The sequence below is a fragment of the Kribbella sp. NPDC048928 genome, from assembly GCF_043197975.1.
In the GTDB taxonomy this organism is placed as follows: Bacteria; Actinomycetota; Actinomycetes; order Propionibacteriales; family Kribbellaceae; genus Kribbella.
This window is the reverse complement of sequence record NZ_JBICUC010000006.1, coordinates 401,037-423,884: the sequence shown is the minus strand read 5'-3', so window position 1 is coordinate 423,884 and position 22,848 is coordinate 401,037. Positions and strand designations below refer to the sequence as shown.

22 protein-coding genes, 1 pseudogene and 1 riboswitch are annotated in these 22,848 nt (G+C 69.6%); of the genes and pseudogenes, 4 read left to right on the top strand and 19 right to left on the bottom strand.

The features are described from left to right. From ACGFI6_RS27165 to ACGFI6_RS27140, 6 genes are all read right to left on the bottom strand, one after another. Entirely contained in the window at positions 1 to 579 is a 579-nt protein-coding gene (locus ACGFI6_RS27165) for an isochorismatase family protein (protein WP_393123302.1), read from the bottom strand. Between the two features lie 14 nt (positions 580 to 593). After that, complete coding sequence (locus ACGFI6_RS27160; RefSeq protein ID WP_393123693.1) at positions 594 to 1,916, bottom strand: MFS transporter; 1,323 nt, start codon at positions 1,914 to 1,916, stop codon at positions 594 to 596. A gap of 2 nt (positions 1,917 to 1,918) precedes the next feature. Further along, complete coding sequence (locus tag ACGFI6_RS27155; protein WP_393123300.1) at positions 1,919 to 2,362, bottom strand: MarR family winged helix-turn-helix transcriptional regulator; 444 nt, start codon at positions 2,360 to 2,362, stop codon at positions 1,919 to 1,921. Positions 2,363 to 2,408: 46 nt separating this feature from the next. Then, positions 2,409 to 2,711 (bottom strand): hypothetical protein, encoded by a 303-nt coding sequence (locus ACGFI6_RS27150; protein WP_393123298.1) that lies wholly within the window; start codon positions 2,709 to 2,711, stop codon positions 2,409 to 2,411. Next, the gene (gene cimA, locus ACGFI6_RS27145) at positions 2,708 to 4,297 is read right to left on the bottom strand and encodes a citramalate synthase (RefSeq protein WP_393123296.1); all 1,590 of its coding nucleotides are present in this window, start codon (positions 4,295 to 4,297) and stop codon (positions 2,708 to 2,710) included. Before cimA ends, ACGFI6_RS27150 begins: the two co-directional genes overlap by 4 nt. A 439-nt stretch (positions 4,298 to 4,736) precedes the next feature. After that, positions 4,737 to 5,135 carry a hypothetical protein gene (locus ACGFI6_RS27140; RefSeq protein WP_393123294.1) on the bottom strand — a complete coding sequence of 133 codons (399 nt, stop codon included), beginning with the start codon at positions 5,133 to 5,135 and terminating at the stop codon, positions 4,737 to 4,739. A gap of 104 nt (positions 5,136 to 5,239) precedes the next feature. On the opposite strand from ACGFI6_RS27140, the gene ACGFI6_RS27135 reads away from it, so the two are divergent. Beyond that, positions 5,240 to 5,716, top strand: a complete 477-nt coding sequence (locus ACGFI6_RS27135) for a hypothetical protein (protein ID WP_393123292.1) — start codon at positions 5,240 to 5,242, stop codon at positions 5,714 to 5,716. Positions 5,717 to 5,781: 65 nt separating this feature from the next. Here ACGFI6_RS27135 and ACGFI6_RS27130 read toward each other — a convergent pair whose 3' ends face one another. The 3 genes from ACGFI6_RS27130 to ACGFI6_RS27120 all read right to left on the bottom strand — a co-directional run bounded on the left by ACGFI6_RS27130 (position 5,782) and on the right by ACGFI6_RS27120 (position 8,156). Next, a complete protein-coding gene (locus tag ACGFI6_RS27130) occupies positions 5,782 to 6,870 on the bottom strand; it encodes a branched-chain amino acid aminotransferase (protein ID WP_393123290.1) in 1,089 nt (362 codons plus the stop codon). A gap of 81 nt (positions 6,871 to 6,951) precedes the next feature. After that, positions 6,952 to 8,001 carry a 3-isopropylmalate dehydrogenase gene (locus ACGFI6_RS27125; protein WP_393123288.1) on the bottom strand — a complete coding sequence of 350 codons (1,050 nt, stop codon included), beginning with the start codon at positions 7,999 to 8,001 and terminating at the stop codon, positions 6,952 to 6,954. Continuing rightward, positions 7,998 to 8,156 carry a hypothetical protein gene (locus tag ACGFI6_RS27120; RefSeq protein ID WP_393123286.1) on the bottom strand — a complete coding sequence of 53 codons (159 nt, stop codon included), beginning with the start codon at positions 8,154 to 8,156 and terminating at the stop codon, positions 7,998 to 8,000. The genes ACGFI6_RS27125 and ACGFI6_RS27120 overlap by 4 nt, the downstream gene beginning before the upstream one ends. 146 nt (positions 8,157 to 8,302) lie before the next feature. Between ACGFI6_RS27120 and ACGFI6_RS27115 the strand changes: the two genes are divergently transcribed. Then, positions 8,303 to 8,869 (top strand): O-methyltransferase, encoded by a 567-nt coding sequence (locus ACGFI6_RS27115; RefSeq protein ID WP_393123284.1) that lies wholly within the window; start codon positions 8,303 to 8,305, stop codon positions 8,867 to 8,869. 110 nt (positions 8,870 to 8,979) lie between these two features. Here the strand turns inward: ACGFI6_RS27115 and serA are convergent, their stop codons facing one another. From serA to ACGFI6_RS27090, 5 genes and pseudogenes are all read right to left on the bottom strand, one after another. Next, positions 8,980 to 10,587, bottom strand: coding sequence for a phosphoglycerate dehydrogenase (gene serA, locus ACGFI6_RS27110; protein ID WP_393123282.1), 1,608 nt, complete (start codon positions 10,585 to 10,587; stop codon positions 8,980 to 8,982). 138 nt (positions 10,588 to 10,725) lie between these two features. After that, positions 10,726 to 11,925, bottom strand: a complete 1,200-nt coding sequence (locus ACGFI6_RS27105; protein WP_393123280.1) for a serine protease — start codon at positions 11,923 to 11,925, stop codon at positions 10,726 to 10,728. 136 nt (positions 11,926 to 12,061) lie between these two features. Further along, the gene (gene ilvC, locus ACGFI6_RS27100) at positions 12,062 to 13,081 is read right to left on the bottom strand and encodes a ketol-acid reductoisomerase (RefSeq protein WP_393123691.1); all 1,020 of its coding nucleotides are present in this window, start codon (positions 13,079 to 13,081) and stop codon (positions 12,062 to 12,064) included. 165 nt (positions 13,082 to 13,246) lie between these two features. Beyond that, positions 13,247 to 13,750: pseudogene (ilvN, locus tag ACGFI6_RS27095) on the bottom strand (acetolactate synthase small subunit); the annotation flags it as partial. Further along, positions 13,751 to 15,499, bottom strand: a complete 1,749-nt coding sequence (locus ACGFI6_RS27090; RefSeq protein WP_393123278.1) for an acetolactate synthase large subunit — start codon at positions 15,497 to 15,499, stop codon at positions 13,751 to 13,753. Positions 15,500 to 15,825: 326 nt separating this feature from the next. Here ACGFI6_RS27090 and ACGFI6_RS27085 point away from each other — a divergent pair, with 326 nt between their 5' ends. Continuing rightward, entirely contained in the window at positions 15,826 to 16,545 is a 720-nt protein-coding gene (locus ACGFI6_RS27085) for a class I SAM-dependent methyltransferase (RefSeq protein ID WP_393123276.1), read from the top strand. Positions 16,546 to 16,549: 4 nt separating this feature from the next. Then, positions 16,550 to 16,626: riboswitch (ZMP/ZTP riboswitch) on the top strand. A gap of 18 nt (positions 16,627 to 16,644) precedes the next feature. Further along, on the top strand, positions 16,645 to 17,523 hold the full coding sequence (locus tag ACGFI6_RS27080) for a 5-aminoimidazole-4-carboxamide ribonucleotide transformylase (RefSeq protein WP_393123274.1): 879 nt from the start codon (positions 16,645 to 16,647) through the stop codon (positions 17,521 to 17,523). Here ACGFI6_RS27080 and ACGFI6_RS27075 read toward each other — a convergent pair. The 5 genes from ACGFI6_RS27075 to ACGFI6_RS27055 all read right to left on the bottom strand — a co-directional run bounded on the left by ACGFI6_RS27075 (position 17,520) and on the right by ACGFI6_RS27055 (position 22,820). Next, the gene (locus tag ACGFI6_RS27075) at positions 17,520 to 19,775 is read right to left on the bottom strand and encodes an MMPL family transporter (protein ID WP_393123272.1); all 2,256 of its coding nucleotides are present in this window, start codon (positions 19,773 to 19,775) and stop codon (positions 17,520 to 17,522) included. The genes ACGFI6_RS27080 and ACGFI6_RS27075 overlap by 4 nt on opposite strands. Positions 19,776 to 19,894: 119 nt before the next feature. Then, positions 19,895 to 20,440 (bottom strand): AAA family ATPase, encoded by a 546-nt coding sequence (locus ACGFI6_RS27070; RefSeq protein ID WP_393123270.1) that lies wholly within the window; start codon positions 20,438 to 20,440, stop codon positions 19,895 to 19,897. An 82-nt stretch (positions 20,441 to 20,522) separates the two neighbouring features. Further along, a complete protein-coding gene (locus tag ACGFI6_RS27065) occupies positions 20,523 to 20,786 on the bottom strand; it encodes a MoaD/ThiS family protein (protein WP_393123268.1) in 264 nt (87 codons plus the stop codon). After that, positions 20,783 to 21,877: a WD40/YVTN/BNR-like repeat-containing protein gene (locus ACGFI6_RS27060; RefSeq protein WP_393123266.1), complete on the bottom strand. Its 1,095-nt coding sequence runs from the start codon at positions 21,875 to 21,877 to the stop codon at positions 20,783 to 20,785. The genes ACGFI6_RS27065 and ACGFI6_RS27060 overlap by 4 nt, the downstream gene beginning before the upstream one ends. Positions 21,878 to 21,887: 10 nt before the next feature. Further along, positions 21,888 to 22,820 carry a 2-hydroxyacid dehydrogenase gene (locus ACGFI6_RS27055; protein ID WP_393123263.1) on the bottom strand — a complete coding sequence of 311 codons (933 nt, stop codon included), beginning with the start codon at positions 22,818 to 22,820 and terminating at the stop codon, positions 21,888 to 21,890. Between the last annotated feature and the right edge of the window lie 28 nt (positions 22,821 to 22,848).

Here is a 22,848-nt window from a genome sequence, read left to right as displayed (position 1 = left end):
TCAGTCGAGGAGGGCGAGGATTTCGGCGGTGGTGCCGGACTCGCCGAGGCGCGGGAAGATGCGGGTCAGGGAGTTCTGGTGGGCGTCGGCGGACATGTCGGTCATCGCGTCGCTGGCGAGCGTGACGTGGTAGCCGTGTTCGTAGGCGGCCCGCGCGGTCGACTCGACGCCGATGCTGGTGGCGATGCCGGTCAGGACGATCTGGGTGATCCCGCGACGGCGCAGGTGGATGTCGAGGTCGGTGCCGTGGAACGCGCCCCAGTTCCGCTTGGTGACGATGATGTCCTCGGCATGACCGGCGAGCTGGTCGACGATCTGGTCGGCGCCGGGCGGCGGGGTGCCGCCGGCCGAGCGACGCGGCTGCTCGGTCCGGCCGGGCACCCAGTCGGCGCCGTCGGCGGCGATGCTGACCCGGACCAGTACGACGAGCAGGTTGTGCTTGCGGAACGCGTCGGCGAGCTCGACGGTCTTGCCGATCACGTCCGGGGTCGGGTGCGGGTCACCCGGGAGCGCGGCGACGCCGTTCTGCAGATCGATGACGACTAGCGCCGTCTTCGGGTCGAGAGTTGTGACAGCCACAGCAGAGAACCTCTCTATTCAGGGAGTTGCAGGAACGTCACCAGCACGAGCAGACCGGCGACGACGAGCAGGAAGACCGCCATCTCGTGCAAGCCGGCCGTTGTCGCGCCGTGCTGGAAGAAATGGGCATTGGCGGCGGCGGAGACGAGCGCGCCGACGTACACGCAGGTCCGCAGCAGACCGGCCGACGAGCCGATGCGCGCCGGGTCGACCTGCTGGTAGAGCGCGGTCTGGTTGGCGAGATTGTTGACGCCCTGCGGGACACCGGCGAGCACGCCGACGATGACCAGGACCCAGATCGGCGTCTGGGATCCGACGAACAGCTGCGCGCCCGCGGACAGCACGAGGAAGAGGCCTCCGGCAATCAGTTTGCCGCGGATCTCCGGATGCCGGCCGGTGAGCGTGGTGGTCAGCACCGCCGCGAGCGACAGCGACAACAGCAGCAGTCCGGCCGACGATGCGCTGAGCCCGCGGGCGTCCTCGAGCCACTGGGTGAAGCCGTAGAGGAACGAGTAGCCGCCGATGTACGCGAGCAGCTGGCGCATGTACGTCATGATCAGCGGCCGGTTGCCGCCCAGCACCCGCAGGTCGATGAACGGCGCCATCACCCGCAGCTGCGTGATCACGAACGCCGCACCCAAACAGAGCGCGAGCACCAGCAGGTACCAGCGCGAGACCCGCGGCTGCATCAGGAACAGCATCGACACCACGAGCGTCGCCGTGAACAACCCGATCCCCGCGAAGTCCAGGTCTCCGGCCCCGCGCGACCGGCTGCTGCGAGGCAGCCAGAGCGTCCCGAGTACGACGCAGATCAGGGACAGCGGCACGTTGATCGTGAAGATCAGGTGCCAGCCGCCGAGCCCGATCAGCAGACCGCCGAGCGTCGGGCCGATCACCGCGATCACCTGGTTCGCGAGCGACAGGCTGCTGAGGATCACAGCGGGCGTCTCGATCCCGGTGCGATCGGCCTCGCGCCGGATCAAGGACATCGACGCCGGGTACGCCGCCGACGTACCGAGACCGAGAAGCACCCGCGAAACGACCAGCACCCACAGGTTCGGCGACAACGCACCGAGCAGACCGGCAACGCCGACGAGCGACGTGGCGATCAGATACAGCGGCCGCGGACCGAACAGGTCGACCAGCCGCCCCATGACGGGCTGACCGACCGCGGTCGCGATGTAGAGCCCGGTGACGAGCCACGCGGTCTGCGACGGCGGTACGCCGAACGCGGCGCCGATCGGAACCAGCGCGACCGCGAGCATCGTCGAGTTGATCGGGTTCAGGATCGACCCGAAGAGCATCGGCGCGATCAGGCGCCGGTCGAAGCGCTCCACCGTCAACGGTCGGCCGCCGCCTCGATCGCGTGGTCGAGCAGGGCGAGCGCCTTGAGGATCGTCTGCCGCTCAGCCTCGGTGCACTGATCCTGCAAAGTCTGAGCGAGCCACTCCTGCCGAACCTTGCGATCCCCCTGCAGCCGGTGCCGGCCCGCGGTCGTCAGCGAAACCACCTGCCGCCGGCCGTCCGTAGGATCCGGGTGCCGCTGGATCAGGTCGGCCGCCCGCAACGCACTCAGGATCGCCGCGACCGACTGCGGCCGAATCCGCTCCGCCGCGGCCAACTCACTCGCCGACGCCGGGCCGTCCTTGTCCAGCCGGCTCAGCATCGACGACTGCGACGGCGTCAGGTCGTCGGACTCCGCCAACTCCTTCAGCCGCCGCTTCACCCGGCCGAAGACGACACGCACCTCTGAAGCAGCCTGGGTCGCCGACGCCGAAATCACGTCTTCACCCTAGATTAGACAGTCTGAACTGTCCAGTTTGAACTGATCAGTTGGAGCTGACGACTACCTCCAGCACCCCGATCACCTTGTCCAACCGCGCCGCTACCCGGCCTGCGTCGAACCCGTTGCCCTCGACGACGATCCGCAGCTCACCCTGGTCGAGCGACAACGCCAGCTCCCGCACGTCGTACGGATTCAGCAGTACGGCGACCCGCGCCAGCAGCCCGTCGACCTCCACGACCCGCGCGGTGAAGACCGTGACCACACGCTGCACCGCGACCGCACGCTGCACCGCGACCTGTTCCGTGACCTCTTCCACCGTGACCTGATCCGCCTCGAGGAGGCTCATCGCGCTACCTCCTTGTGGCGGAGGAGGCCGAAGGTGAAGCCGTCGACCAGGGCCTCCCAGGACGCCTCGACGATGTTGTGCCCGACGCCGACCGTCACCCACGCACCCTCGCCGTCGGCGGTCTCGATCAGAACTCTGATCACCGCGTCCGTCCCGTGGCCCTGGTCGAGGATCCGGACCTTGTAGTCGACCAGCTCGAACTTGTTCACCGCCGGGTACGCGCGCTCGATCGCGGTCCGCAGCGCGTGGTCGAGCGCGTTCACCGGCCCGTTGCCCTCGCCGGTCACGATCTCCCGCTCTCCCCCGGCGACGAGCTTGACCGTCGACTCCGAGACCGCCTCACCCTCGGCGCGCGACTCGGTGATCACCCGCCACGACTCGACGTCGAAGTAGCTCGGCCGCTTGCCGTCGACCTCCTCGGTGAGCAGCAGCGAGAACGAGGCGTCGGCCGCCTCGAACGTGTACCCGCGCGCCTCCAGCTCCTTCACCCGCTCGGTCACCCGGCTCACCAGGTCGCGGTCGTTGCTGAGGTCGAACCCGAGCTCGCGGCCCTTCAGCTCCACGCTCGCCCGGCCGGCCATCTCCGACACGAGCATCCGCATGTCGTTGCCGACCCGCGCCGGATCCGTGTGCTGGTAGAGATCCGGGTCCACCTTGATCGCGCTGGCGTGCAGTCCGGCCTTGTGCGCGAACGCCGAGAGCCCGACGTACGGCGCGCGGCTCGACGGCGGCACGTTGGTGACCTCGGCGATGGCGTGCGCGATCCGGAACGACTCGGCCAGGTTGCCCTCCGGGAGCAGTTGCAGGTCGCGCTTCAGCTCGAGGTTCGCGACGATCGCGAGCAGGTCCGCGTTCCCGGTGCGCTCGCCGTACCCGTTGATCGTGCCCTGGACGTGCGTGACGCCGGCCTCGACAGCGGCGATCGAGTTCGCCACCGCGCAGCCGGCGTCGTTGTGACAGTGGATGCCGAGCCGGGCCCCGGTCGATTCGAGGACGTCCCGGACGACGTCCTGCAACTCCCGGGGCAGGGTGCCGCCGTTGGTGTCGCACAACGCCACCACATCGGCGCCCGCCTCCGCGGCGACCCGTACCACTTCCAGTGCGTACGCACGGTTGGCGCGGTAGCCGTCGAAGAAGTGCTCGGTGTCGAGGAAGACCCGTTGCCCGTGCTCGCGCAGGTGCGCGACCGTGTCGGCAACCATCCGGAGGTTCTCGTCGAGCGTCGTCCGGAGCGCCCGCTCGACGTGTGCGTCGTGGCTCTTGGCAACGAGTGTGACGACGTCGGCGCCGGAGTCCCGTAGCGCGGCGACCTGCGGGTCGTCGGCGGCCGCGGTCTCGGGCTTGCGGGTCGCCCCGAACGCGGCGAACGTCGCGTTCCGCAGGTGCAGCTCGGTACGCGCCCGCTCGAAGAACTCGGTGTCCTTCGGTACGGCGCCCGGCCAGCCGCCCTCGATGAAGCCGACCCCCAGCTCGTCCAGGTGCTGCGCAATGGCGATCTTGTCGGCCACGGACAGCGCCAGACCCTCCTGCTGCGCGCCGTCGCGCAGAGTGGTGTCGTACACGTGGAAATCGTCCGAGATAGTCATTCGGGTCGGCCTTCCGGAGGGGGTGTGGCTGTTCGTTGGCGAGGCAAACAAAAAACCTCCCGCAAGGTGCGAGAGGTCTGCGCGCTCAGGTACAGCTGGCTGAGCGCGCCTAGGGAATAATCACCCGATAGTGCTTCATGACGTTTTGCAGTCTGCCACACAATGTCCGGACCATGACGCCGGTGTCTCGCATCCCGACCATTCAGTACGCAAACCAGTACTCCAGCGCCCACCCCAGTCCCATCCCCGGCTCCCCCCAAGTGGAGCGGATATCCGCTCCACTTGGGGGTTCTCTGCTGTTACACGGGCGGAGAACCCCCAACACCAGCGGATATCCACCCGCGAAAGAGGCGCCGGACTGGCCGGTGGTGCGGGGTGCGGGGCCGGGCTGGGGCGGGGGCGATGGTGGGGAGGGCAGAGCGTGCGGGTGGGGCGGGGTTTAGGCGGTGAGGGACCAGCCCGGGTCGTCCCAGGCGGTGTAGAAGTCCTCGCGGGACAGCGGACGCAGGCCCCACTCCTCGCGGTCGAGCGCCTGCTCGGTGAGCATGCCCTCGTCGTCCTCGAGGCGCTGCCACCAGTACCGGGTGACCTCGCCGTCCTCGCCGGCGCCGAGCTGCCGGACGACGACCCACTCCTGCTCGTGCCAGACGGCCTCGAACAACCAGTCGGTCCCGTAGTCGTCCACGGCGGCCCCGTACGTCCGCGGTGCCGTCCCGCGGTCGAGGTCCCGGATCAGCTCCACCGTCGATCGGATCGCAGCGACGGTCGCCTCGGGCCAGCCGCGCCGCTCGGCCAGCTCCGCGTAGTAGCCCTCGACCTCGTCCGGGAAGCTGCTCATAGCGCCCGACCCTACCGAACCGCCCGGCGCCGCAGCGACCAACAGTCCGACCCTCAGACCTGAAAAGATCCTGTGAAACAACTACTGCAGAACAGGAACGACCGGTGAGTGAGTCCGACGACGCTGACCTGAACGTACTGAAGGCTCCGCTGCCGCCGCGCGGTACGGACGGTCTCCAGGAGCTGCGCTTCCAGCTCCTGGGCTACGTCACAGCGCTCGCGGTGCTGATCACGCTGACGCCGACCTGGCTGACCCGTGAGTACGGCCGCAGCGCCCTGCAGATCCACAGCGGCTTCGGCATGGCGCGGGACGCCAAGATCCTCGGCAGCGCCGCCAACTGGCTGTTCATCCTCTGCATCGTCCTCGCCGTGGTGGCCCTCGCCACACCCACGAAGATCGCCGCGTTCGCCTGCGCGTACGCCGGACTCGTGGACACGATCGTGATCGTCCTGCTGAAGCCGGACGCCGGCCGCGAAGAGGACATCAGCTGGACCGGAGCGCCGTTCCTCGCGATCGGCCTGTGGCTCCTGCTGGCCGTCATCAACCACGTCGGCTGGTACGAGACGAAGCGCCGCCCCTGAACCCACAACGTCCGAAGAACCGCGGCCTTGGAGCCACAATTCTTCGGACGTTGATGCAGGTCAGGTCAGGAGATGCGGGTCATCCAGCCGTGCGGGTCGGCGGCGCGGCCGTACTGGACGTCGAGGAGGGCCGAGCGGACGGCTGCGGTGACCGGGCCGCCGTTGCCGTCGCCGATCACGGTCTCGCCGTCCTTCCACTTCAGCGAGGCGACCGGGGTGACGACCGCGGCCGTGCCGCAGGCGAACACCTCGCGCACCTTGCCGGAGGCCGCGCCTTCACGCCACTCGTCGACCGAGATCTTCCGCTCGGTGACCGTGTAGCCGAGGTCGGTGACCAGCTTCAGGATCGAGTCCCGGGTGACACCCTCGAGGATGGTGCCGGACAGCTCCGGGGTGACCACCGAGTTGTCGTCCAGGACGAAGTACAGGTTCATGCCGCCGAGCTCTTCGACCCACTTCTTCTCGACCGCGTCGAGGAAGGCGACCTGGTCGCAGCCCTGCTCGATGGCCTCGGCCTGGGCGAGCAGCGACGACGCGTAGTTGCCGCCGGTCTTCGCCGCGCCGGTACCACCGGGGGCCGCGCGGGTGTACTCCTCGCTCAGCCAGATCCGGACCGGCTTCACGCCACCGGAGAAGTACGAGCCGGCGGGCGAGGCGATCAGGCAGTACGTGACGTGGCTGGACGGCCGGACGCCGAGGAACGGGTCGGAGCCGAACATGAACGGCCGCAGGTACAGCGAGGTCTCGCCACCGCCCGGCACCCAGGCCTTGTCCAGCTCGACCAGCTTGTGCAGCGAGTCGAGGAACGTCGCGACCGGCAGCTCCGGCAGCGCGAGCCGCTGGGCGGACCGCTGGAACCGGGCCGCGTTCGCCTCGGGGCGGAACAGGTGGATCGAGTCGTCGGGATGCCGGTAGGCCTTCATCCCCTCGAAGATGGTTTGGGCGTAGTGGAACACCGCGGTCGCGGGAGACAGCTCCAGCGGTCCGAAGGCGGTGATCCGTGCGTCGTGCCAGCCCAACTCGCGGGTCCACGTGGCGGTCGCCATGTGGTCGGAGAAGTACTGCCCGAATCCCGGGTTCGCCAGGATCTGGGCGCGCTGGTCGTCGCCGGCCAAATGGGTGCTCGGCTCAACGGTGAACTCTAAGGCGCTCATAGCCGCACCGTACCTCTCGTCACACTGGTCAGGCGAGCATCGCCCCCTGCCGCGGCGGGAGCCTCACGGATCGTCATCGGGTCAGCCTGCCGCGCGCTTGGCGATCGCGTCGCCGATCTCGCCGGTGCTGCGGGCCGCGCCGGTACGCTCCTCGATGTCGGCCTCGACGGCCGTCTCGATCGCGCGGGCCGCCTCGACCAGGCCGAGGTGCTCGCAGAGCAGCGCCGCGGACAGGATCGCCGCGGTCGGGTCGGCCTTCTGCTGGCCGGCGATGTCCGGCGCGGAGCCGTGCACCGGTTCGAACATGCTCGGCGCGGTCCGGTCCGGGTTGATGTTGCCGCTCGCGGCCAGCCCGATCCCGCCGCTGATCGCGGCCGCCAGGTCGGTGATGATGTCGCCGAACAGGTTGTCGGTGACGATCACGTCGAACCGGGCCGGGTCGGTGACCATGAAGATGGTGGCCGCGTCCACGTGCAGGTAGTCGACCGTGATCTCACCGAAGTCCGCGGCGACCTTGTCGACAGTCCGCTTCCACAGGTGGCCGGCGTGCACGAGCACGTTGTTCTTGTGTACGAGGGTGAGCTTCTTGCGCGGCCGGGCCTGCGCACGGGCGAACGCGTCCCGGACGACCCGCTCGACCCCGTACGCGGTGTTGACCGACACCTCGGTGGCGATCTCGGCCGGTGTGCCGACCCGGAGCGCGCCGCCGTTGCCGACGTACGGACCCTCGGTGCCCTCGCGGACGACGACGAAGTCGACGACGCCCGGGTCCGCCAGCGGGGAGCCGACCGACGGGTAGATCTTCGACGGGCGCAGGTTGACGTAGTGGTCGAGGGTGAACCGGAGCTTGAGCAGCAGACCGCGCTCGAGGACGCCGGACGGGACGCTCGGGTCGCCGACCGCGCCGAGCAGGATCGCGTCGTGCTTGCGGATCTCCTCCAGTTCGGCGTCCGGCAGCGTCTCGCCGGTGGCGTGCCAGCGCTTCGCGCCGAGGTCGTACTCGGTCCGCTCGAACGTCACGCCGTGCTGCGCGGCGACCGCGTCGAGGACCTTGAGGGCCTCCGCGGTGACCTCGGGTCCGATCCCGTCACCCGGGACGACGGCCAGCGTGAAGTTCTTTTTCTCGCTCACTTGTTGGGTTCTCCCCCATTGTCACGGCGGTTCATGGCCTCTTGGACAGCCTTCACCTCGGCCGTGGGCGTCCGGCGGGCCGGACGGCGACGGCGCGCCGCCTTCCGCTCGCGGCCGTCGACGGCCGGCCAGTTGGCTGGATACATGTCGTACATGCTGCTCCTCCCAAAGATGGCGTGGGCGGCAGGGTGCGCACGAATTTACTCGCACGTCCGACTAATTCGCCACTATGCGGGCAGTCTGTCCCGAAATATGAGATCCGAGTGCGGTCGCTGGACCGGACCTGTGCCACTCTCAGCCCGTGAGTGCTCCTCCAGAACTGCCGCCGCTGGTGTCGGCGGCCCTCAGCCTGTCCGGCCGACGCGGATTCGTCAGCTCCACCCGCAACGAGACCGGCCGCTTGCTGGCCACGCTCGCGGCCTCGAAGTCCGGGCTCCTCGGCGAGCTCGGCACCGGCTGCGGCGTCGGCTCGGCGTGGCTGCGCAGCGGCGCCGGCGAGGGCACCAACATCGTCACCGCGGAGAGCGATCCGCAGCTCGCGCAGGTGGTCGGCGAGCTGTTCGCCGCCGACGAGCGGATCGAGGTCGTCTCGGCCGACTGGACCGCGTTGATCGAGCGCGGCCCGTTCGCGCTGCTGTTCGTGGACGCCCGCGAGGCGAAGCTGTCCGCCCGGGACGTGATCGCGGACGTGGTGGAGCCCGGCGGCTTCGTCGTCCTGGACGACTTCACGCCGTCCGCGGTCTGGCCGCCGATGTACGAGGGCCGGGTCGACACGCTCCGTCAGGAGTGGCTGATGGACAGCCGGTTCACCACCGTCGAGGTGATGGTCGCCCCGGACGCCGCCGTACTGCTCGCAACTCGGCGCTGAAACTGTCGCTGGAAATGGAGCGGGCCCGAGCTATGGAGCTCGGGCCCTTGCCTGCCGCCATGCGCCTGCGGGCGGCCGGCCGCCTCCAGTAAATCAGTCGAACGACTGACTCAGGCTTCGACGTCCACGGAACGGGCGGTCGCGGCCTGCACCGCGGCGGTGATCTCGTCGAGCACCGGGGTGGCGATCTTCGAGTCGACCGACAGTGCGACCAGCGCCTTGCCGCCCTTGCGGTCCCGGCTGACCTGCATGCCGGCAATGTTCACGTCGGCGTCGCCGAGGATCCGGCCGATCTGGCCGACCGCGCCCGGCCGGTCCTCGTAGGTCAGGAACGCCAGGTGCGCGGCGAGCTCGATCTCGACGTCGAACCCGTCGATCTCGACCAGCCGCTCCGACTGCCGGACGCCGACCAGCGTGCCGGCGACCGACACCTGCACACCGTCGGCGAGGGTGCCGCGCAGGGTGATCAGGTTCCGGTGCTCGGGGCTGTCGTGGTCGGTGACGAGCCGGACCTCGAGGCCCCGCTCGGCGGCCAGCAGCGGCGCGTTCACGTACGAGACGTTGTCCTCGACGACGTCCGCGAAGACGCCCTTCAGCGCCGCGAGCTCGAGCACCTTGACGTCGTACTGCGTGATCTCGCCGCGGACCTCGACGTCGAGCTGCTGCGCGACGCCACCGGCGAGCGCGGTGAAGATCCGGCCGAGCTTCTCGGTCAGCGCGATCCCCGGGCGAACCTCTTCGGCGATCACACCGCCCTGGACGTTCACCGCGTCCGGGACCAGCTCGCCCGACAGCGCCAGCCGTACCGACTTCGCGACCGCGATGCCGGCCTTCTCCTGCGCCTCGTCGGTGGATGCGCCGAGGTGCGGCGTGACGACGACGTTCTCGAACTCGAACAGCGGAGAGTCGGTGCACGGCTCGGACGCGAACACGTCCAGCCCGGCGCCGGCCACGCGCCCTTCCTTCAGAGCAGAGTAGAGCGCCTGCTCGTCGACGATGCCGCCACGGGCCGCGTTCACGATGATGACCTCGGGCTTGACCTTGTGCAGCTGCTCGTCGCCGATCAGGCCGATGGTCTCCGGGGTCTTCGGCAGGTGCACCGAGATGAAGTCACTGGCCGCCAGCAGCTCGTCCAGCGTGGCGAGCCGGACGCCCATCTGCGCGGCCCGGCCGGCCTGCACGTACGGGTCGTAGGCGATCACGTTCATGCCGAAGGCGGCCAGCCGCTGCGCGACCAGGACGCCGATCTTGCCGAGCCCGACGATGCCGACGGTCTTCTCGAACAGCTCGACGCCGGAGTACTTGCTGCGCTTCCACTCACCCTTCTTCAGCGACTCGTTGGCTGCCGGGACCCGCCGCGCGGAGGCGAGCAGCAGCGCGACCGCGAGCTCCGCGGCGCTGACGATGTTGGAGGTCGGTGCGTTCACGACCATCACGCCCGCCTGGGTGGCGGCCTTCACGTCCACGTTGTCGAGGCCGACGCCGGCGCGGGCGACGACCTTCAGCTTCTTGGCGGCGGCGAGCGCCTCGGCGTCCACCTTGGTGGCGCTGCGGATCAGGATGGCGTCGACGTCGGCGATGGCCGGGAGCAGTTCGGCGCGGTCGGCGCCGTTGACGTGGCGGATCTCGAAGTCGGGGCCGAGGGCCTCGACGGTGGCCGGGCTGAGCTCTTCGGCGATCAGGACGACGGGCCGGGTTACGTCAGTCAGTGAAGACATGGAGGAATCTCCTGCAGAAGCGGTAGGGGCTCATCAAGAACAGAGCACCGCGCTGTGCCCGCTGCCTCGATGGTACCGCGTCCGCCGGCCGGCGGACGCGGGGACCCGAATGCCGGTCAGGCCGGGCTTCAATCGGTGTCAGTCGGTGTCGCAGCTGACCGGCGGGTTGGTCATCGACTTCACCGTGTCGATGACGAGCTTCCCGCCCTCGCGCACCAAGCGGTAGCGGTAGTCCAGCCGGTTGCAGTTGCGGCCCTCGGCGCCGCTCGCCGTCGGCGAGAACAGCGCGTTGAAGGTGATCCGCGCGTACGCCCCGCCGTCGCCCGAGGCGCTGACCTCGGTGATCTTGGGGGCGAAGAAGTACGTCGTCTGATGGCTGCGGGCATCCCGCGCCTCGGTCAGGGTCTTGGCCAGCTGCTTCGAGTACAGCCCCTGCAGCGCGGGGAAAGCGCGCTTGTTCTCCAGGGTGAGGTAGTTGGCGAAGAGCTTCAGCGCCTCCACCGCGAGCGGCGTGCGGGCGACCTGCAGGACCGGGGCGATCGGGGCTTGCGGTCCTCGGGACGTGGCGTCGCAGGCGTTCGCGTCCGCGGTGATGCCCGCCGCGTTCGGAGTGGCGTACCCGCGAAGGGTGGCGCGCGGGACGATCGTGCTCGCCTGCACCGTGTCGCCGACGACCAGGCCGACGATCCGGTTGGAGCCGTCGACCACCGGGCCGCCGAGCTTGGCGGCGTTCATGACCTCGCCGAGCGCCCGCGGCTCCGCGGCCGATCCGACCGCGTTGATGCTCTGCGTCCCGGCCGCGGTGTAGCCGATCAGCGCCCGCTCGGCCTTCGCATCCGGGTCGGAGGGAGCGATCTCCGCGGGCGTGACCGCGAGCTGGCCGATCAGTTGGAGTACGGCGACGCCGTCCTGGCTGGTACCGATCACGTTGGCGCGCCGGACCAGGCCCTTCGAGGTGACGACGACCGTCGACAGCGGCTGCTCCACAGCGGAGGCTGCGGTCAGGATCAAACCGCCGTCGACAAGCACGCCGGACGCCTCGCCGGTGCCCGCGCAGGTCGTCGACAGCACCCGGACCACCGCCGGGCCGACGGCGTCCTGCACCTTCGTGGTGTCGATCCCGACGCTCTGCGCGCGGACGTACCAGCCGGCGCCGGCACCGCCCGCGACGATCACGAGCAGCACGATCAGCCCGACCAGGAAGCGGCCGAAGATCCACGGCCCGCGCGCTGCCGGGCCGCGAGCGGGCCGGCTCGGGGCCTCGAGTTGGGTGAGTGACCCGGCGCCGGCCGGGATCCGCCGGGGCGGGCGCGGCAGCGCGTTCCTGCCGTCCTCCACCACCCGTTCACCTCCCCCACATCACCGCAAGATCACCACAAGATCACCGCACCGGACCACAACCGTCACACATTGTCGCAAACAAAAGGGCCCGGTCCACCCACCTGGATGGTCCGGGCCCTCTCGGGTCGTCGCGTCAGCGGGCCGCGGAGCCCTCGACGTAGTCCTCGTCGTGGGACTTGACCCACGCCATCAGGCCGCGCAGGTCCTTGCCGACGGCCTCGATCGGGTGCGTCTCGCTCTTCTTCCGGAACTCCGCGAACTCCGGCGCGCCGGCGTCCTGGTCGGCGATGAAGCGGGCCGCGAAGGTGCCGTCCTTGATGTCCGCGAGCACCTCCTGCATCCGGGCCTTCACCGACGCGTCGATGATCCGCGGGCCGGACACGTAGTCGCCGTACTCGGCGGTGTCGGAGACCGACCAGCGCTGCTTGGCGATGCCGCCTTCGTAGATCAGGTCGACGATCAGCTTGAGCTCGTGCAGGCACTCGAAGTACGCGACCTCGGGCTGGTAGCCGGCCTCGGTGAGCACCTCGAAGCCGTTCTGGATCAGGGCCGAGACGCCACCGCAGAGGACCGCCTGCTCACCGAACAGGTCGGTCTCGGTCTCCTCGGTGAAGGTGGTCTTGATACCGCCGGCCCGCAGGCCGCCGATGCCCTTCGCGTACGAGAGCGCCAGGTCCCACGCCTTGCCGGTCGCGTCCTGCTCGACCGCTACCAGTACGGGGACGCCGCGGCCCTCGGAGTACTCGCGACGGACCAGGTGTCCCGGGCCCTTCGGCGCGACCATGAACACGTCGACGCCCGCGGGCGGCTTGATGTAGCCGAACCGGATGTTGAAGCCGTGCCCGAAGACCAGCGCGTCGCCGTCGACCAGGTTCGGCTCGATGGCCTCCTTGTAGAGCTTGCGCTGCGCCGGGTCCGGAGCGAGCACGACGATCACGTCGGCCTCCTCCACCGCCTCGGCCGGGGTGACGACCCGCAGGCCCTGTGCCTCGGCCTTGGCGCGGCTCTTCGAGCCTTCCGGCAGGCCGACCCGGACGTCGACGCCGGAGTCGCGCAGCGAGAGCGCGTGGGCGTGGCCCTGGGAGCCGTAGCCGAGGACAGCCACGTGCCGGCCCTGGATCACCGACAGGTCGGCGTTGTCGTCGTAGAACATTTCAGCAGCCACTTCGGGCACTTCTCCTTAGTGTTGATTCGGTACGGCGGCAGCGGTACGGCCCGGCGGCGGGCCCGGTACCGGATGCGAGGACTGTCGGTCGACCGGTCGTGCCTGCACGGTCGGGGGTCCGGTCTGGACGTGCGGCGGCGGCACCGGCACCGGTCGTAGCGTGCGGTCGGAGATCGAGCGGCTTCCGCGGCCGATCGCCACCATGCCGGACTGCACCAGCTCGCGGACGCCGAAGGGTTCCAGCACCCGGAGCATGGCCTCGAGCTTCTCGGGATTACCGGTCGCCTCGATCGTGATCGCGTCCGGTGCGACGTCGACCACCTTGGCGCGGAACAGCTGGACGGTCTCCAGCACCTGTCCGCGGGTCAGGGTGTCGGCCTTCACCTTCACCAGCAGCAGCTCGCGCTGCACGGTCTGGGTCGGCTCGAGCTCGACGATCTTGATCACGTTCACCAGCTTGTTGAGCTGCTTGGTGATCTGCTCCAGCGGCTGCTCGTCGACGGTCACCGCGATCGTCATCCGGGACACCTCGGGGTGCTCGGTCGGACCGACCGCGAGCGAGTCGATGTTGAACCCGCGGCGCGAGATGAGTGCGGCCACCCGGGCCAGCACACCGTGCTTGTTCTCGACCAGGATGCTCAGCGTGTGCTTGGACATCTACAGCTCCTCGCCTTCCCAGTTCGGGGCCATGTCGCGGGCGATCTGGATCTCGTCGTTGCTGACGCCGGCGGCGACCATCGGCCACACCATCGCGTCCCGGTGCACGACGAAGTCGACCACGACCGGCGCGTCGGTGACGGCCATCGCCTTCTCGATGGTGGCGTCCAGCGAGTCGTTGTCGGTGCAGCGCAGCCCGACCCCGCCCATCGCCTCGGCCAGCTTCGCGAAGTCCGGGATCCGGGTCGAGTGCAGGTCGGTGTTCGAGTAGCGCTTGTCGTAGAACAGCGTCTGCCACTGCCGGACCATGCCGAGCGACTGGTTGTTGATCACGGCAACCTTGATCGGGATGCCCTCCAGCGCACAGGTGACGAGCTCCTGGTTGGTCATCTGGAAACAGCCGTCGCCGTCGATCGCCCAGACGGTCTTGTCCGGCCGGGCGACCTTCGCGCCCATCGCGGCCGGCACCGAATACCCCATGGTGCCGAGGCCGCCGGAGTTCAGCCAGTGGCCGGGCTTCTCGAACGGGAGGAAGTGCGCGGACCACATCTGGTGCTGGCCGACACCCGCGGTGTAGACGGCGTCCGGGCCGGCGATCTGGCCGATCCGCTGGATCACGTGCTGCGGCGACAGCGTGCCGTCCTCGGGCTCGTCGTACCCGACCGGGTAGCGGGAGCGGACACCTTCCAGCTGCGTACGCCAGGTGTCGTACGACGGGGTGCGTCCGGCCGCCGCGATCTCGGTCTGGAGCGCCGCGATCAGGTCGGTGATGACCTCCTTGCAGTCACCAACGATCGGGACGTCGGCGGCGCGGTTCTTGCCGATCTCGGCCGGGTCGATGTCGGCGTGGATGACCTTCGCGTCCGGGGCGAACGAGTCCAGCCGGCCGGTGACCCGGTCGTCGAAGCGGGCGCCCAGGGTGATCAGCAGGTCGGACCGCTGCAGCGCACCGACGGCCGAGACCGAGCCGTGCATCCCCGGCATGCCGAAGTGCAGCTCGTGGGTGTCGGGCAGCGCGCCGCGGGCCATCAGCGTGGTGACGACGGGGATGCCGAGCATCTCCGCGAGCTCCTTCAGCTCGGCGCTGGCCTGCGCGCGGATCACGCCGCCGCCGACGTACAGCACCGGCTTCTCGGCCGCGACGATCAGGCGGGCCGCCTCGCGCACCTGCTTCGGGTGCGGGCGGGTCACCGGCCGGTAGCCGGGCAGCGAGAGCTCGGTCGGCCACTGGAAGTCGACCATGGCCTGCATCGCGTCCTTGGTGACGTCGACGAGCACCGGACCGGGCCGGCCGGTGGCGGCGATGTGGAACGCCTCGGCGATCGTGGTGGCGATGTCGTTCGCGTCGTTCACCAGGAAGTTGTGCTTGGTGATCGGCATCGTGATGCCGCGGATGTCCGCCTCCTGGAAGGCGTCGGTGCCGATCGCGGCACTCGCGACCTGGCCGGTGATCGCCACCATCGGGACCGAGTCCATGTAGGCGTCCGCGATCGGGGTCACCAGGTTCGTCGCGCCCGGGCCGGAGGTCGCCATGCAGACACCGACCTTGCCGGAGGCCGCGGCGTAGCCCTGGGCGGCGTGGCCGGCGCCCTGCTCGTGACGTACCAGGATGTGGCGGATCTGGGTCGAGTCGAGCATCGGGTCGTACGCCGGGAGGATCGCGCCGCCCGGGATGCCGAAGACCGTGTCCACTCCGGCATGTTCCAGTGCGCGGATCAGAGCCTGTGCCCCGGTCAGCTGCTCACTCATGAGTGCCTTCCCTATGTCCTGGTTTCGCTGGGGTCGCGACCGATCCATCCTCGCTTGTGGCTGTCGTCTTGGCACTACTGGGTCTCAGATAGTCGCCCTGGCAACAAAAAACCCCTTCCGCCGGGTTGGCTGAAGGGGCGCGCTCGACTCAGTGGTCGCGTCAGTCGGCGCGCCGCACAAGTACGAGGAGAATCGATCGCATGTAGGCATTATTCGCCGACAACCGCCGACCGGGTCAAGTTCACCCCGCCTACATCTCATTTACTGAGACAGTCGTCTTACGGACGTGGCGTGCGGTCCAACGGCAGGGCGCTAGCATCACAGTGGTGACTGAGGACCCGTACGGCGACGAGCAACTGGTAGAGCTCTACGACTTGGACAACCCGGCCGGTGAGGACCACAAGTACTACCTGGGGCTGGCCGAAGGCACCCACAAGGTCGTGGACTTCGGGTGCGGGACAGGCCTGCTCACGCGGTCCCTCGCGGTGCCGGGTCGGGTGGTGATCGGCGTCGATCCGAGTACGACCATGCTCGGGTACGCGCGCCGGCAGCCCGGCGCCGACGCGGTCACCTGGATCGACGGGGACCACCGTGCCGTCGAGCCGACCGGCGATCTGGATCTCGTGGTCAGCAGCGGCAACACGATGATGCATGTCGCGGAGCAGGCGGCTGCCGTCACCGCGTTGGCCGCGGCGCTGCGTCCGGGCGGGATGCTCGCGTTCGAGTCGCGCAACCCGGCGGGGCGGGCCTGGCTGCAATGGACGAGCGAGGCGACGTACGGCGAACGGGACACCGCGGCCGGCCACCTGAAGGAATGGCTCGAGCTGACCGAGGTCGGCGACGGCCGGGTGGTGTTCGACGCGCACAACGTGTTCCCGGACGGCCACGACCGAATCTACCGCAACGTCCTGTACTTCCGCTCCGCCGAGGAGATCACCGCCGATCTCCGGGCGGCGGGGTTCACCGACGTGGTGATCGACGGCGGCTGGCACGGCGAGCCGCTCACCGACAAGGCGCCGCTGCTGGTGGTTCGCGCAACCAAGTAGGCTGACGGCACACCGCGACTGGCGAAGGTGGGTCACCACCAGGGAGCGAACTGCAAGGCGTCGTCCGCCTGGGCGCCTCCGATCGACTCGGAGGTTCCGATGCGTCTGCGGTACGGCATGAATCCTCACCAGACGGCCACTGCCGACGATCCACCGTTCGCGGTTCTCGCGGGCGAACCGTCGTACATCAACCTGCTCGACGCGCTCACCGGCTGGCAGCTGGTGCGGGAGGCGGCGCAGGCGTTCGGCGTGCCGGCTGCGGCGTCGTACAAGCACGTCTCCCCCGCCGGTGCTGCGCTCGGCGCGACGGTCGCGGCGGCGTACACGCGGGCGCGGGACGCGGATCCCAAGTCGTCGTACGGCGACTTCGTGGCGGTCTCGCATCCGGTCGACCTGGAGCTGGCCACGGTGCTGAAGCGGGTGGTCTCGGACGGGATCATCGCGCCCGGGTACGACGACGGCGTGCTCGAGATCCTCGCGGCGAAGAAGCGCGGGACCTATCTGGTGCTCGCGATGGACGCGTCGTACGAGCCGGCGGCGCAGGAGGTCCGAGACGTGTTCGGTGTCCGGCTGACGCAGGACCGGGACGCGCTGCCGGTGCCCCGCGACCTGCCGGACGACGCGGTGCTCGGCATGATCGTTGCCCGGTACACCCAATCCAACACCGTGGTGATGGTGAAGGACGGGATGACGATCGGCGTCGGCGCCGGGCAGCAGTCCCGGGTCGACTGCACGCGGCTGGCCGGCGCGAAGGCCGCGTTGTGGTGGTCACAGCATTCGGACGAGCCGTTGACCGGCGTCACGATGGTCTCCGACGGAGCACTGCCCTTCGCCGACAATGTCGAGGAAGCTGAGCGGTACGGCGTGACGCACATCGTCGAGCCAGGTGGGTCGATCCGGTCGGCCGAGGTCGCGGCGGCGTGCGCCGATCGCGGCATCAAGTGGTCCGCGACCGGCGTACGACTGTTCCGTCATTAGGTGATCGCGGCGGCCTTCTCCCGTTCCGGTGGTGCTGGGGGCGGGCCGCCTTCGAGCTGGATGTCGGGGACGATGCGGTCCAGCCAGCGCGGCAGCCACCAGGCGCGGGCGCCGAGCAGCGTCATCACCGACGGGACCAGGATCATCCGGACGATGCTGGCGTCGATCAGTACGGCCACCGCCATGCCGACCGCCAGCATCTTCACCGTCGGGTCGTCGTCGAGCACGAAGCTGAGGAACACCACGATCATGATCGCGGCCGCGGTCGTGATCACCCGCGCGGTCGCGCCGATCCCGATCGCCACCGCGCGGTGACTGTCCCGGGTCGCGATCCACGCCTCGTGCACCCGGGACAGCAGGAACACCTCGTAGTCCATCGACAGCCCGAACACGATCGCGAACATCAGCATCGGCACGAACGACGGAATCGGCACCAACTCGTCGATCCCGACCAGCGACGATCCCCAGCCCCACTGGAAGACCGCGACGATCACGCCGTACGCGGCGCCGACCGACAACAGGTTGAGGATCGCGGCCTTCACCCCGATCAGCAACGAGCGGAACGCGACCGTCAGCAGCAGGAACGCGAGCAGCACCACTGCCCCGATCAGCCACGGCATCCGGCTGCCCACCTTCTCGGTGAAGTCGACGTACCCGGCCGTGGTGCCGACGAGGTACGTCGGCTCCTTCTGGTTGGGCAGCACGTCGTCACGGATCCGGTTGACCAGGTCCTGGGTCTCCGCCGCGGACGGCGCCGTCGTGGGGATGACGTTGATGATCGCTGTCGTCCCCGCACTGTTGGTGCTCGGCGGCTGAACCGCGGCCACGCCGTCGGTCTTCTGTAGCGTGGACTGCAGGCCGCTGAGCAGCGTCTGCTTGTCGGTCGAGCTCTCCGACGGCAGCTGTACGACGACGGTCAGCGGACCGTTGGCGCCCGGGCCGAATCCTTTCGCGATCAGGTCGTACGCCTTCCGGCTGGAGTCCTGGGCCGGATCGGTGCCGGCGTCGAGCTGGCCGAGGTTCATCGACAGCAGCGGGATCGCGAGCACGAGCAGGACCAGGGTGGCGGCGATGCCGTACGGCCACGGGCGATCGCTCACCTTGCGGCCCCAGCGGGCGAACGCGCTCTGCTCGTGCTTCGCGTCGCGGCGTTCACGTTCCTCCGCGCGGTGCAGTTCGACGGCGGTCCGGTCGGGAAGCTCAGCCTCCAGTTCACGCTCCTCGACCAGGTGATGCCGGTCCTTGCGGTTCAGTACGGTGAACTTCGCGAGCCCGAGGAGCGCCGGGATGAGGGTGAGAGCCGCCAATACGGTGACCGCGACGACGATCGCGGACGACAGGCCGAGCGCGCCGACGAACGGGACGCCGGACACGTACAGGCCGAGGATCGCGATCACGACCGTCCCGCCGGCGACCAGGATCGCCGCGCCCGAGGTGGATTCGGCGCGCCCGACCGACTCCTCGACGCCCATGCCGTCGTCGAGCTGCTCACGATGTCGCGAGACCAGGAAGAGCCCGTAGTCGATCGCGACGCCGAGGCCGAGCAGGGTCGCGACGGTCGGTGCGGAGACCGGGAAGTCCTTGACCGCGGCCAGCAGCCCGAGGATCGCGAGACCGCCGCCGACGCTGAAGACCGCCGCCACCAGCGGCAGTCCGGACGCGACGATCGACCGGAACATCAAGAACAGCAGCAACAACGCGAGCACCAGGCCGATCGCCTCCGACGGTCCGTCGTCGGCCTGCTTCCCGATCTGCCCGGCGCCGCCGCCGTACTCCACCTGGAGCCCCGCGGCCCGGGCCGGCTGAACGGCCGCGTCGAGCTTGCCGACGTACGCCCTGTCGAGCGACGCCGGCACCACCGAGAACGAGACCGGTGCGTTGACGATGCTGCCGTCCTTGGAGATGTACGCCTGCTGTGACGTCGCGAGCGGGTCGACCGCGCTGACCACGTCGGGCAGCTTGCCGACCGACTCCATCGACGTCTTGACCACGTCGGCGTGCTCCGCGACGGTGCCGGACGTCGCGTGGAACACGATCGAGCCCGAGTAGCCGCCGGCCTGCGCGAAGTCCTTGTTCAGGATGTTCAAACCAGCGGACGATTCGCTGCCCGGAACCGTGTAGTTGTTGACGTACGTACCGCCGAACGCCGCCCGCAGAACGAACAGCCCGACCACGACCACCAGCCAGCCGGCGATCACGAACCAGTGAAAACGTGCGGCGTCGCGGCCGAGCCGCTGCAGGAATGCGTGCACGGGTGCCCCCTCCCCTGGGCACCCCCCAGGCGACGGCACCGCCGTCGGCCCCCTTCGGGAAATGTAGGTCGGCACGGTCCGGGCCACAAGCCCTCGAACGCGTCGGTGACGGGCTGTCCTCAGCCGCTGGCAGTGAGCAGATAGGAGCCGGAGGCAACAGCTTCCCGAACCTGGACAGCCGTTTGAGTGACATCGAGCCGGGTGCTGTCCAGGGCGTGCGGCTCGAGCGCCCCCAGCTCGGCAAACGCCCCGTGCAGTCCGGTGAGCGCGTCGACGTCGGTCAGCTCCGGCTCCGGGCGCGCCTGTCCGCGCCGCAACGTGGTCCCGAGATCCGGGCGCAGGACAACGTACGACATCGACCACTTCCCCTCCGCGGCGGCGGCGCGGAACGGCGGGAGGAACCAGGGCCCGATGACCCCGTCGACGACCACGTCGTACCCACCGCGGGCGTAGGCCGCCACGGCCGCGACGATCGCGTCGACGACAACCTCGTTCTGATGCTCGGCGCCCGGCAGGTACGGCGCGACGAAGCCGGTCCGGATGCCGCGGTAGAACTCGTCGGTCGTCAGGTGCATCGTCGGGCCCGGCGCATCGGTGGCGACGAGCCGGGCGACGGTCGTCTTGCCCGAGCCGGACGGGCCGGTCAGGAGGAGAACATTGCTCATGCCGCCCGACGCTAGCGCGGAACACCCCCAGCCCGCCGAGCGAAGCGAGGCGGTCACCGCAGTCTTTTGTTTTCTGTTGTGGTCAGCCGCCGGCGACGCTGGGCAGGATCAGCAGCTCGTCACCGTCGGCCAGCTCGGTTTCGAGGCCGCCGAGGTCGCGGATGTTGTCGTCGCCCAGGTAGATATTCACGTGCCGGCGCACCGCGCCCTGCTCGTCGGTCAGCCGCCGGCGCAGCGGTGGGTCGAGCGCGGCGAAGGCCTCGGCCACGGTGCCGGCGTCGACCTCGACCCGGTCCGCGCCGCCCGCGAACGGCCGGAGCACCGTCGGCAGCCGAACCGCGATCATCCCAGCACCGCGGCCCGCACCGTGAGGATGTCGGGCAGGTGGCTCGCGACCTGCGACCAGGTGTCGCCGGCGTCGGCGCTCGCGTAGACGCAGCCGTCCCGTGTGCCGACGTACACCCCCGCGGGGTCGGCGGTGTCGGTGGTCATCGCGTCCCGCAGGACGGGAACGTACGAGACGTCGGGCAGCCCGGCGGACAGCGCCTCCCAGGTGGCGCCGGCATCGCGCGAGCGGTAGACCCGGCAGCGCGCCTCGGTCGGGATCCGGTTCCCGTCGGCGACCAGCGGGAACACATAGACGGTGCTGGGCTCGTGCGGGTGCACCACGATCGGGAAGCCGAAGTCCGACGGCAGGCCGTCCGCGATCGACTTCCAGATCGCGCCGCCGTCGTCCGAGCGGTACACGCCGTGATGGTTCTGCGCGAACATCCGCTCCGGTACGTCGGGGTGCGCCGCCAGCTTGTGCACGCACTGGCCGAACTCCGGATCGGGATCCGGCATGAAGTACGCCTTGATGCCGTGGTTCGCGGGAGACCACGACTCGCCGCCGTCGCGGGTCCGGTAGACACCGCCGGTCGACATCGCGACGCTCAGCTGCAGCGGATCGGTGGCGTGCGGCAGCACCGTGTGCACCGCCTGGCCGCCGAACCCGGCGCCCCAGTCCTTGCGGTGCGGGTGGTCCCACAGGCCCCTGACCAGCTCGAACGTCACCCCGCCGTCGGTCGACTTCCAGAGCGCGGACGGCTGGGACCCGGCGTACACCACGCCGGGCTGGTCGGCCGGTGCGGCCTGGATCTGCCACACCCGCTCCAGCGAGGCGTCGGCGTCCTTCGGGAAACCGATCGAACCCTCCGGCGGCTCGGCCCAGGTCGCGCCGAGGTCGTCGGAGTGGAAGACCGCGGGGCCCCAGTGCTCGCTGGTGCCGCCGACGAACAGCCGTGGCCCGTCGCCGCGGGTGTCGATGCCCACGGCGTACACGCCCTGCATCTCGAACTCCGGCACCGGTCCGTCCAGCCGCCAGTCCTTGCGGGCAGCGTCGCTGCGGCCGATCCAGAGCCCTTTCTTGGTTCCGATCAGCAGTACGGCCTCGGACATCTTTGTCCTCCTACCGTGGTGGGCCTGCCACCACATTGATCAACGGTTCCCCCGACGCGTAACGCTCCAGCTGCGCCCGCACCAGCCTGGCGACCCGGGGCGCGAACGCCGTCGAGGCGCCCCCACGGTGCGGAGTGATCAGCACGTTCGGAGCAGACCACAGCGGATGTCCGGCGGGCAACGGCTCGGGGTCGGTCACGTCCAGCCCGGCGCGGATCCGGCCCGCGGTGAGCTCGGCGAGCAACGCGTCCGTATCCACGACGACACCGCGCGCGACATTCACCAGCAGCGCGCCGTCCTTCATGCGCGCGAGGAACTTCGCGTCGACCAGGTGTTTGGTCTCCGGCGTGGCCGGCGTCAGCAGTACGACGACGTCCGCGCGCGGGAGCAGCTCCGGCAACTCGCTCGTCGGATGGACGCCGTCCCGGGCCCGGCGCGCGACCCGGATCACGTCGCACTCGAAGCCGGCCAGGCGTCGCTCGAGCGCCTCGCCGATGGCGCCGTACCCGAGGATCAGCACGGTGCGGTCCGCAAGCGAGTCGTCGAACTGGCTGTAGCCCCGCGGCCAGACCTGCTGATCCGCATCGCGGACGGCGCGCGGAAGATTCCGGTACGAGGCGAGGATGAGCGCGACCGCCAGCTCGGCCGTCGACGCGTCGTGCACGCCGCGGGCGTTGCACAAGGTCACGCCCTCGGCGAGCCGCGACTGGACGTGCTCGTACCCCGCGGTCTGCAGCTGGACGACCTTCAGCGCGGGCATCTCCCGCACGACGTCGAACACGTCACCGCCGCCCATGTAGCTCGGCACGTAGAACTCCACCTCGTCGAGCGACTTCGGCCGCTCGGCACCGGCGTACACATCCACGTCGAACCCCGCAGGCACCCCGCCGAGGAACGCCTCGGGGTCCTCCCACGGAAGCCATGCCTTCACCACATCACCCATGTGACAGAACTTACTCGGCCACCCGGAC

Coding starts and splice junctions, on each gene's coding strand:
- serA (WP_393123282.1), bottom strand. CDS start 10,587: ATGTCTTCACTGACTGACGTAACCCGGCCCGTCGTCCTGATCGCCGAA.
- ACGFI6_RS27090 (WP_393123278.1), bottom strand. CDS start 15,499: ATGAGTGAGCAGCTGACCGGGGCACAGGCTCTGATCCGCGCACTGGAA.
- ACGFI6_RS27150 (WP_393123298.1), bottom strand. CDS start 2,711: ATGAGCCTCCTCGAGGCGGATCAGGTCACGGTGGAAGAGGTCACGGAA.
- ACGFI6_RS27070 (WP_393123270.1), bottom strand. CDS start 20,440: ATGAGCAATGTTCTCCTCCTGACCGGCCCGTCCGGCTCGGGCAAGACG.
- cimA (WP_393123296.1), bottom strand. CDS start 4,297: ATGACTATCTCGGACGATTTCCACGTGTACGACACCACTCTGCGCGAC.
- ACGFI6_RS27080 (WP_393123274.1), top strand. CDS start 16,645: ATGCGTCTGCGGTACGGCATGAATCCTCACCAGACGGCCACTGCCGAC.
- ilvC (WP_393123691.1), bottom strand. CDS start 13,081: ATGTTCTACGACGACAACGCCGACCTGTCGGTGATCCAGGGCCGGCAC.
- ACGFI6_RS27120 (WP_393123286.1), bottom strand. CDS start 8,156: ATGTACGACATGTATCCAGCCAACTGGCCGGCCGTCGACGGCCGCGAG.
- ACGFI6_RS27140 (WP_393123294.1), bottom strand. CDS start 5,135: ATGAGCAGCTTCCCGGACGAGGTCGAGGGCTACTACGCGGAGCTGGCC.
- ACGFI6_RS27055 (WP_393123263.1), bottom strand. CDS start 22,820: ATGGGTGATGTGGTGAAGGCATGGCTTCCGTGGGAGGACCCCGAGGCG.
- ACGFI6_RS27065 (WP_393123268.1), bottom strand. CDS start 20,786: ATGATCGCGGTTCGGCTGCCGACGGTGCTCCGGCCGTTCGCGGGCGGC.
- ACGFI6_RS27060 (WP_393123266.1), bottom strand. CDS start 21,877: ATGTCCGAGGCCGTACTGCTGATCGGAACCAAGAAAGGGCTCTGGATC.
- ACGFI6_RS27130 (WP_393123290.1), bottom strand. CDS start 6,870: ATGAGCGCCTTAGAGTTCACCGTTGAGCCGAGCACCCATTTGGCCGGC.